At 71.3% G+C, this 8,609-nt stretch carries 10 protein-coding genes; 8 read left to right on the top strand and 2 right to left on the bottom strand.

Annotated elements, in window-relative coordinates; translation table 11 throughout:
• Positions 1-272, top strand: a 272-nt coding sequence (locus AC1DP0_RS13450) for an RsmE family RNA methyltransferase (RefSeq protein WP_478085056.1), incomplete at its 5' end; no start/stop codon positions are given.
• 18 nt (positions 273-290) lie between these two features.
• On the opposite strand, the gene AC1DP0_RS13445 is transcribed toward AC1DP0_RS13450, so the two are convergent.
• Both AC1DP0_RS13445 and AC1DP0_RS13440 read right to left on the bottom strand, forming a co-directional pair.
• Positions 291-1,544: a Gmad2 immunoglobulin-like domain-containing protein gene (locus AC1DP0_RS13445; RefSeq protein WP_478085055.1), complete on the bottom strand. Its 1,254-nt coding sequence runs from the start codon at positions 1,542-1,544 to the stop codon at positions 291-293.
• Positions 1,541-2,125 (bottom strand): SigE family RNA polymerase sigma factor, encoded by a 585-nt coding sequence (locus AC1DP0_RS13440; RefSeq protein ID WP_478085054.1) that lies wholly within the window; start codon positions 2,123-2,125, stop codon positions 1,541-1,543. The genes AC1DP0_RS13445 and AC1DP0_RS13440 overlap by 4 nt, the downstream gene beginning before the upstream one ends.
• Before the next feature lie 153 nt (positions 2,126-2,278).
• Between AC1DP0_RS13440 and AC1DP0_RS13435 the strand changes: the two genes are divergently transcribed.
• The 7 genes from AC1DP0_RS13435 to AC1DP0_RS13405 all read left to right on the top strand — a co-directional run bounded on the left by AC1DP0_RS13435 (position 2,279) and on the right by AC1DP0_RS13405 (position 8,564).
• Positions 2,279-2,638, top strand: a complete 360-nt coding sequence (locus tag AC1DP0_RS13435; protein ID WP_478085053.1) for a histidine triad nucleotide-binding protein — start codon at positions 2,279-2,281, stop codon at positions 2,636-2,638.
• Positions 2,635-4,158, top strand: coding sequence for a S10 family peptidase (locus tag AC1DP0_RS13430; RefSeq protein ID WP_478085052.1), 1,524 nt, complete (start codon positions 2,635-2,637; stop codon positions 4,156-4,158). The genes AC1DP0_RS13435 and AC1DP0_RS13430 overlap by 4 nt, the downstream gene beginning before the upstream one ends.
• Before the next feature lie 13 nt (positions 4,159-4,171).
• Positions 4,172-5,332, top strand: a complete 1,161-nt coding sequence (locus tag AC1DP0_RS13425) for a PhoH family protein (protein WP_478085051.1) — start codon at positions 4,172-4,174, stop codon at positions 5,330-5,332.
• Complete coding sequence (gene ybeY, locus AC1DP0_RS13420; protein WP_478085050.1) at positions 5,329-5,796, top strand: rRNA maturation RNase YbeY; 468 nt, start codon at positions 5,329-5,331, stop codon at positions 5,794-5,796. The genes AC1DP0_RS13425 and ybeY overlap by 4 nt, the downstream gene beginning before the upstream one ends.
• A 19-nt stretch (positions 5,797-5,815) precedes the next feature.
• Entirely contained in the window at positions 5,816-7,129 is a 1,314-nt protein-coding gene (locus AC1DP0_RS13415) for a hemolysin family protein (protein ID WP_478085049.1), read from the top strand.
• Positions 7,130-7,160: 31 nt separating this feature from the next.
• Positions 7,161-8,090: a GTPase Era gene (gene era / locus AC1DP0_RS13410; protein ID WP_478085057.1), complete on the top strand. Its 930-nt coding sequence runs from the start codon at positions 7,161-7,163 to the stop codon at positions 8,088-8,090.
• A 330-nt stretch (positions 8,091-8,420) separates the two neighbouring features.
• A complete protein-coding gene (locus AC1DP0_RS13405; RefSeq protein ID WP_478085048.1) occupies positions 8,421-8,564 on the top strand; it encodes a hypothetical protein in 144 nt (47 codons plus the stop codon).
• Positions 8,565-8,609 lie beyond the last annotated feature (45 nt).

Here is an 8,609-nt window from a genome sequence, read left to right as displayed (position 1 = left end):
GGCTGGCTCCGCTCGTGGCGCGGGTGGCGGAGTCGGCGTGCACGCTCGTGCTCCACGAGGAGGCCACCGAGCCGCTGGCGACGGTGGGCCTGCCGGAGGCGGGCGACGTGCTCGTCGTGGTCGGGCCCGAGGGCGGCATCACCGACCGCGAGATCGAGGCGCTCACCGCCGCGGGAGCCCATGCCGTGCGTCTGGGCTCGACGATCCTGCGGGCGTCGTCAGCCGGTCCCGCGGCCCTCGCGGTCCTCAGCGCGCGCACCCGCTGGACCTGACGGCCTACGCCCCGCTGGTCAGCGCGCCGTGAAGGGGACGAGCTGTTCCGCAACCGTGGAGCCGTCGTTGGCGCTGGCCTCGAAGACGCGCAGCACGTAGGCGCCTGCCGTCAGCGACTGCTTCGTCGGGAACGTGTACGAACCCCGGGCGGGGGCCCCCTGGGAGGCGGTGGTGAAGCCACTGTCGACGACCTTCCCGCCGCGCAGGAGCTGCCACTGGACGTTCGCCTCGTAGGTGCTGGCGACACCCGAGACGGTGAGGGGGGCGCCGGCCCTGACGACCGAGCCACGCGCCGGCTCGTCGACCCAGATCGGGGCGACCTGGCCGAGCACCGCGATCGGGTCGCTGGGCCGGGTGTAGGACGTTGAGGCCGCGTGACCGGGCGCGACGTCGGCGCTGCCGTCGGCGAGCTCGAAGTGGACGGGCAGCGAGGAGCCGAGCGCGGCCTGCACGGTCCACACGAGCTGCTCCGCGGCGAGCGGAGTGACGTCCCGCGTGCCCGAGGAGAGGCGCACCGTGATGGCGGCGTTCCCGGCCGTCACCGACTGGGCGGTGACGCCGGTCCAGGCGGAGTGGTAGGGGCTGCCAGCCGGTGCCGGCCCCATGGCCAGACGCAACGCGGCCACCGCGTTGCCCGACGGGACCGAGGGCGACGGCAGCCCGGCGGTGACGAACTCCCGGAAGAGCCGGGTCTTGGCGCTCCCCGCCGCGACCGGACCGAGGTAGTAGACGGGCACGCTCACGGTCGTCGTCACCGGAGGCTGGGCGCCCGTCGTGGCAGTGGGGGCAGGGGTGGACGGCCGTGCTGCGGTCTGCGTCGGGACGCTCGACGGTCCGCTCGACGGTCCGCTCGACGGTCCGCTCGACAGTCCGCTCGACAGTCCGGTCGACGGCGTCGCGGACGACGCGCCGGGGGTCGGCGTCCCCACGGCGGTCGGCGTCGCGGCGGCCGGCGGCGTCTGTGCCGGAGGACGGTTGACCGCCCACACCGTGCCGGTCACCAGGACCGCGGTCGCGGCCGCGGCAGCCGGCAGGATCCAGCGGTGGTGGCGGCTGCGGGAACCTGACGAACGCGACGCGCCCGCCGCTGCAAAGCCCGTGCCGGCGTGCCCCTCGTCGAGGATGGCGCCGAGCCGGTCGGTGGGCGTGATGGTGTTCGCCTCGTCCTCGAGCGAGCGGCGCAGCCGGTCCTCGACGAGGCGCAGCCCTGCGCCATCGACGAAGGGGAGGTCGGGGGGCGTCTCGCCCGGTCGCGACGGGTCGGTGTTCATGACAGCTCCAGGGGGTCGATGGTGCGGCGCAGGGCCGTCAGGCCACGGTGGGCGTGGGTCTTGACGGCGCCCGGGGAGATCTCGAGAGCGTGGGCGATCTGGGCCTCGGAGAGGTCGGAGTAGTAGCGCAGCACCAGCACCTCGCGCTGGCGCGACGGGAGGGCCCGCAGGGCGTCCATCACGGCGTGGCGCTCTGCCGAGCGCAGGACGTGCGTCTCCGCGCTCCCGTGGCTGCCCCGTCCCGGGGCGTCGGCTGCGGCCGCCTCTCGGAGGTTCTGGCGGTCGACGACGACGGCGTGGCGCTGCACGGATCGGCAGCCGTTGACGACGGACGTCTGGAGGTAGCCGACGACCCGGCCGCCGTCCCGGATCGAGGCCCAGCTGCGATGGGTGGCGACGAAGGCGTCCTGCACGACGTCCTCGGCGGCGAGCTGGTCGCGCAGCAGGAGCCAGGCGAGGCGCACGAGCCGGTGCCAGTGGGCCCGGTAGAGCTCGGCGATGGCCACGTCGGGGTCGCTCGGCAGCTCGGCACTCGTGTTCGGGGCGTTCGGGGCGGTCGGGGCGGTCGGGGCGGTCGGCACACGGTCAGCGGCCCCGGACGCCCCGGGGTCACTGAGCTGGCCGGACGGCATACCCAACGTTCTCACGGACAAATGACGCACGCGGCGCCTTCACGGTTGACACGTCGACGTGGCAATCGTGCGGACCGTCCACGACGTGCCTAGGGTGCACTCATGACCTCGCAGACCCCGAGTGACTGCCTCTTCTGCAAGATCGTCGCCGGGGAGATCCCGTCCGACCGTGTCGCCGAGAGCGATCGGTCGATCGCCTTCCGCGACATCAACCCTGCTGCGCCGATCCACGTCCTCGTCGTGCCGCGACGCCACGAGCCGACTGTCGGTGCGCTGGCGGCCGTGTCGGGTGACGACCTCGCCGACGTCTTCCGTCTCGCCGCCCGCGTGGCCGAGGCGGAGGGCGTGGCCGACGCGCACCGAATGATCGTCAACACCGGTGGCGACGCCGGACAGACGGTCTTCCACGCGCACGTGCACCTCCTCGCGGGCACGACGTTCACCGAGCGGCGGATGGTGTGAGCACGGAGCCCCACACCGGCGACGAGACGCCGGCCACGACGGGGTCGGCAGACGTCAAGGAGGGCGACGGGGAGACGAAGCCGGTCGATCCTGTCGACGACCTCGTCACCACCCACCACACCCTCAAGGTCGGCCGCCGGACGCTGGGCTACACAGCGACGACCGGCCGCGTCGTGCTGCGCGAGGAGGAGCACAAGGACGGCACCTTCGGCGGGCACAAGGCGCGCGCCGAGCTGTCCCTGACGAGCTACGTCCTCGACGACGCGGACGCCCGCACGCGGCCGGTCACCTTCGCCTTCAACGGCGGTCCCGGCAGCTCCAGCGTCTGGCTGCACCTGGGCCTGCTCGGTCCGCGCCGCGTCGTCAGCGGCGACGTCGGGGCCCTGCAGCCGCCGCCGTACGACCTCGTCGACAACCCGGAGTCGCTCCTCGCCGTCAGCGACCTCGTCTTCATCGACCCCATGTCGACGGGCTACTCGCGCGCCGTCGAGGGCGGTAAGCCGGGGGAGTACCACGGCTACCAGAAGGACGTCGAGTCCGTCGCCGAGCTGATCCGGCTCTGGACCTCGCGCAACGGTCGCTGGATGTCACCGAAGTTCGTCGCGGGCGAGTCCTACGGCACCCTGCGCGGTGCGGCGCTCGCCGAGCACCTGCAGTCCCGCTACGGCATGTACCTCAACGGGCTCGTGCTCATCAGCAGCGTGCTCGACCTCAGCTCGGTCGACTTCGAGAACCAGCGCAACGACCGAGCCCACGCGCTCTACCTGCCGACGTATGCCGCCGTGGCGCACTACCACGGCAAGCACGGCCGGCGGTCGCTGCAGTCCGTCCTCGACGAGGCGCAGGCGTATGCTGCCCGCGACTACCCGTGGGTGCTCTCACGGGGCAACCGCCTCACGAGGCGGGAGCGTGCCGAGGCCGTGGCGACGCTGGCCCGGATCTCCGGCCTGACCGAGGACTACGTCGACCGGGCCGACCTGCGCATCGAGCACTGGCGCTACTTCACCGAGCTGCTGCGCGACCAGCGCCTCACCGTGGGGCGCCTCGACGCCCGGTTCACGGGGCCGGCCGCGGCCGCCATCGCCGAGAACATGGACGCCGACCCCTCCCACGACGCCATCGCGGGCCCCTACGCCGCGGCCTGGAACCACTACGTCCGCGACGAGCTCGGGTACGGCAGCGACCTGCACTACGAGCAGATCTCGCGCCTCGTGCACCCGTGGTCCTTCAAGGACTTCGAGGGCCGGCCGGTCGACGTGTCGCCCAAGCTCGAGCGGGCGATGCGCCAGAACCCGCACCTCAAGGTCCACATCGCCTACGGCTACTACGACGGCGCGACGCCGCACTTCGCGGCCGAGGACGTCGTGGCCCACCTGCAGCTGCCCGCCGACCGGCTCGCCAACATCGAGCACGCCTACTACGAGGCGGGCCACATGATGTACGTTCACGAGCCCTCCCGCGTGCAGCAGAGCCGGGACCTCGCGCAATTCGTGGTGAGGAGCTCGGGCCGCGCCACGTAGACTCGTCACCACGATGAATGACGCGCAACCTCGACCATCCGAGACCGACAGCCCTGACGGCACCCAGCACGCCGCGGGGGGCAAGGCCGGGGGCGACGCCCCCGTGCTGACGCGGCAGATCCCGCCGCCGATCGAGATGGTGACCCTGCTCGGTCCCAGGGACGAGCTGCTCCGCACCATGGAGCGCCAGTTCCCCCTCGTCGACACGCACGTGCGCGGCAACGAGATGACGTTCGCCGGCCCCGCCGGCGAGCTCGAGATCATCGACTCGTTGCTCGACGAGCTGCTCGTCATCGTCGAGACCGGGCAGCCGCTCAACCGCGACGCCGTCGAGCGCTCCATCTCGATGCTGCGGAGCCAGACCCTCGAGCGTCCCGCCGACGTGCTGACGATGAACATCGTCAGCAGCCGTGGCCGCACCATCCGGCCCAAGACGCTCAACCAGAAGCGCTACGTCGACGCCATCGACCAGCACACGATCGTCTTCGGCATCGGTCCTGCCGGCACCGGGAAGACCTACCTCGCGATGGCCAAGGCCGTGGCGGCGTTGCAGGCCAAGCAGGTCAACCGGATCATCCTGACGCGCCCGGCCGTCGAGGCCGGCGAGCGCCTCGGCTTCCTGCCCGGCACGCTCAACGACAAGATCGACCCGTACCTCCGGCCCCTCTACGACGCCCTGCACGACATGGTCTCGCCCGAGACGATCCCCAAGCTCATGGCGTCGGGCACCATCGAGGTCGCGCCGCTGGCCTACATGCGTGGACGCTCGCTCAACGACGCGTTCATCATCCTCGACGAGGCGCAGAACACCTCGAGCGAGCAGATGAAGATGTTCCTCACCCGCCTGGGCTTCGGTTCGAAGATGGTCGTGACCGGCGACATCACGCAGGTCGACCTGCCCGGTGGCACCCGCTCCGGTCTCAAGATCGTGCGTGACATCCTCGGCGACGTCGAGGACATCCACTTCGCCGAGCTGACGTCGCACGACGTGGTCCGGCACCGACTGGTCAGCGCCATCGTCGACGCCTACGAACGCGACGACGCACGTGGCCAGAAGCGCGCCCGTCGCCACGGCAAGGACGCGGCGGGCAGGGCCACCGGTCCGACCCGCCCGGGCGGACGGCATACGCCCTCGGTGGACGCGGCGCCCGACACGCAGGAGGACCTCGCGTGAGCATCGACGTGCTCAACGAGACCGACGCCGGCGTCGACGAGCTCGAGCTGCTCGCCTGCGCCTCCTACGTCATGGAGCAGATGCGCGTGCACCCGCAGGCGGACCTCTGCATCAAGCTCGTCGACGAGGACGCCATGGAGGTCCTCCACGTGCAGTGGATGGACCTGCCCGGGCCGACCGACGTCATGAGCTTCCCGATGGACGAGCTGCGGCCCGGCCGGGAGGGCCAGGAGCCCGATGAGRGCACCCTCGGCGACATCGTGCTCTGCCCGTCGGTCGCGACGAAGCAGGCCCTCGAGGCGGGTCACGCGCCGATCGAGGAGATGCTGCTGCTCACGACGCACGGCATCCTGCACCTGCTCGGCTACGACCACGCCGAGCCGGACGAGGAACGCGAGATGTTCGAGCTGCAACGGCAGCTGCTCCTGACGTTCCTCGCCACGCGCAACCGCCCGAGCGCCTGAGCGCGGACGAGAGACCGAGATGTTCCCGCAGTTCGCGCTCCCGGCGCTCGTCAGCATCGTCGTCGCGTTCCTGCTCTCGGCGGCCGAGGCGGCGATCTTCCGCATGTCCCGCGTGCGGGCGCAGGAGCTCTTCGACGAGGGCCGCTCGGGCGCGAGGTCGCTCATGACCGTGGTCGGCGACTCGCCGCCCTACCTGTCGGTGATCGCGTTCCTGCGCGTCGTCGCCGAGGCCACCGCAGCCGTCCTCGTCACCCTGGCCGTCGCGGGGCAGGTCCAGTCGACGTGGAGCCGCGCCCTCATCAGCATCGCGATCATGGCCGTCGTGTCGTTCGTCGTCGTCGGCGTCTCCCCGCGCACGCTCGGACGGCAGAACTACGACACGGTGGCCCTGTGGAGCGCGCCCTTCGCCGTCGGTCTGCGTCGCGTGCTCGGCCCCCTCGCCAAGCTGCTCGTCGTCCTGGGCAACGCCGTCACGCCGGGCCAGGGCTACACCGACGGGCCGTTCCAGACCGAGTCCGAGCTGCGCGACCTCGTGGACATGGCCGGGGACTCGGACGTCATCGAGGCCGACGAGCGCGAGATGATCCACTCCGTCTTCGAGCTCGGCGACACCCTCGCCCGAGCGGTCATGGTCCCGCGCACCGACATGGTCGTGCTCGACGCCGACAAGACCCTCCGCAGCGCGATGTCCCTCTTCCTCCGCTCCGGCTTCTCGCGGATCCCCGTCGTCGGCGAGGACAGCGACGACGTGCGCGGGCTGCTCTACTTCAAGGACGTCGCCCGGCGGCTCAACGCCGCCCCCGAGGACGGTCGCCACCCTGCCACCGAGGTGATGCGGCCCATGCACTTCGTGCCCGAGAGCAAGCCGGTCGACGACCTGCTGCGCGAGATGCAGCGCGACCAGAACCACTTCGCGATCGTCGTCGACGAGTACGGCGGCACGGCCGGGCTGATCACGATCGAGGACATCATCGAGGAGATCGTCGGCGAGATCGCCGACGAGCACGACCGCGAGGCGCCCGGCGTCGAGCAGCTCGAGAACGGCACCCTCCGGGTCCCCGCCTCGATGGACATCGACGACCTCGCGGAGCTCTTCGACGTCACCATCGACGAGGAGGACGTCGACACCGTCGGTGGCCTCCTGACGAAGGTCATCGGGCGCGTCCCGATCGTCGGCTCGTCCGGTACGGTCGCTGGGCTGGAGCTCACGGCCGAGCGCATGGCCGGACGCCGCCACCGGGTCGCGTCTGTCATCGTGCACCGCGCGCCGGTGCCGGAGGACGACGCCGCACACATCGAGACGGAGGACGCCCATGGCCACTCAGGACGCTGACCCGACACGCGGCGACGGCATGGGCGACGGCATGGCGCCTGGAGGTCGCTCGGAGGACTACCGCGCCGGGTTCGCCTGTCTCGTGGGCCGGCCCAACGCCGGCAAGTCGACACTGACCAACGCGCTCGTCGGACAGAAGGTCGCGATCACGAGCTCGAAGCCGCAGACGACGCGGCACACGATCCGCGGCGTCGCCACCACTCCCACGGCGCAGGTGATCCTCGTCGACACCCCGGGCCTGCACAAGCCGCGGACGCTGCTCGGGCAGCGGCTCAACGACCTCGTCCGCGAGACGCTCCTCGAGGTCGACGTCATCGGCTTCTGCCTGCCCGCCGACCAGCGCATCGGGCCCGGCGACACCTTCATCGCCAACGAGCTCAAGGAGCTGCGCTCGCTGCGGCGCCGCCCCGTCGTCGCCATCGCCACCAAGGCCGACGCCGTCGACCGCGAGCGGCTCGCCGAGCACCTCATCGCCATCGACCAGCTGGGGGAGTGGGACGCGATCATCCCGTGCTCGGCCGTGTCGGGCAGCCAGGTCGAGGAGGTGCGCGACGTCCTCGCCTCCTTCTTGCCGCGATCGCCGCAGCTCTATCCCGACGGCGTGCTCACCGATGAGCCCGAGATGGTGATGATCGCCGAGCTCGTGCGCGAGGCCGCCCTCGAGGGCGTGCGCGACGAGCTGCCGCACTCGCTGGCCGTCGTCGTCGAGGAGATGGTGCCGCGTGAGGGGCGACCCGAGGACAAGCCGCTGCTCGACGTGCGCGTCAACGTCTTCGTGGAGCGCCCGAGCCAGAAGGCGATCGTCATCGGACGCGGGGGCTCCCGGCTGCGCGAGGTCGGCACCAACGCCCGCAAGGGGATCGAGGCGCTCCTCGGCCAGAAGATCTACCTCGACCTGCACGTCAAGGTGGCCAAGGACTGGCAGCGCGACCCCAAGCAGCTCCAGCGTCTCGGCTTCTGAGGGCCCGCACCCAGCGACCCGGACACCACGGAGCGCAGACCCCAGTCCAGTGCCCACTTCCCGACGACGGAAACTAGCACTCGACCGAGGCTCGGGGCCCAGASCCAAGTCGAGTGCCCACTTCCCGACGACGGAAACTGAGCACTCGACCAAGGCTGGGACCAGAGCCAAGTCGAGTGCCCACTTTCCGACGACGGAAACTGAGCACTCGACCGAGGCTCGGGGCCCAGAGCCAAGTCGAGTGCCCACTTCCCGACACCCCCCAGCCCCGCGGCGATGTCCGGCCCGGACAGGTCCCCACCGTCCTAGACTCCGGGCAAGGAGGCGGACATGTCGGAGACTGCTGCGCACGACCACGAGCTCGAGGTACTCGAGGAGGACCAGACGGTGCCCCCGCGACCCGAGGAGCAGATCGCCGACGTCCGCGAGGAGCCGTCGGCGTCAGAGACGCCGGACTCGCCTGAAACCGTCTGACCCGACGGGTGTCCTCCCCCGACGATCCCGTGCCCGGGTCGACCC

The organism is Terrabacter sp. P5_B1 (genome assembly GCF_056400505.1).
This window is presented reverse-complemented; position numbering and strand designations above follow the sequence as displayed.

Excerpts from the sequence above, each read along its gene's own strand:
- AC1DP0_RS13445 (WP_478085055.1), bottom strand. The coding sequence starts at position 1,544 with ATGAACACCGACCCGTCGCGACCGGGCGAGACGCCCCCCGACCTCCCC.
- AC1DP0_RS13435 (WP_478085053.1), top strand. The coding sequence starts at position 2,279 with ATGACCTCGCAGACCCCGAGTGACTGCCTCTTCTGCAAGATCGTCGCC.
- AC1DP0_RS13425 (WP_478085051.1), top strand. The coding sequence starts at position 4,172 with ATGAATGACGCGCAACCTCGACCATCCGAGACCGACAGCCCTGACGGC.
- AC1DP0_RS13415 (WP_478085049.1), top strand. The coding sequence starts at position 5,816 with ATGTTCCCGCAGTTCGCGCTCCCGGCGCTCGTCAGCATCGTCGTCGCG.
- era (WP_478085057.1), top strand. The coding sequence starts at position 7,161 with ATGGCGCCTGGAGGTCGCTCGGAGGACTACCGCGCCGGGTTCGCCTGT.
- AC1DP0_RS13405 (WP_478085048.1), top strand. The coding sequence starts at position 8,421 with ATGTCGGAGACTGCTGCGCACGACCACGAGCTCGAGGTACTCGAGGAG.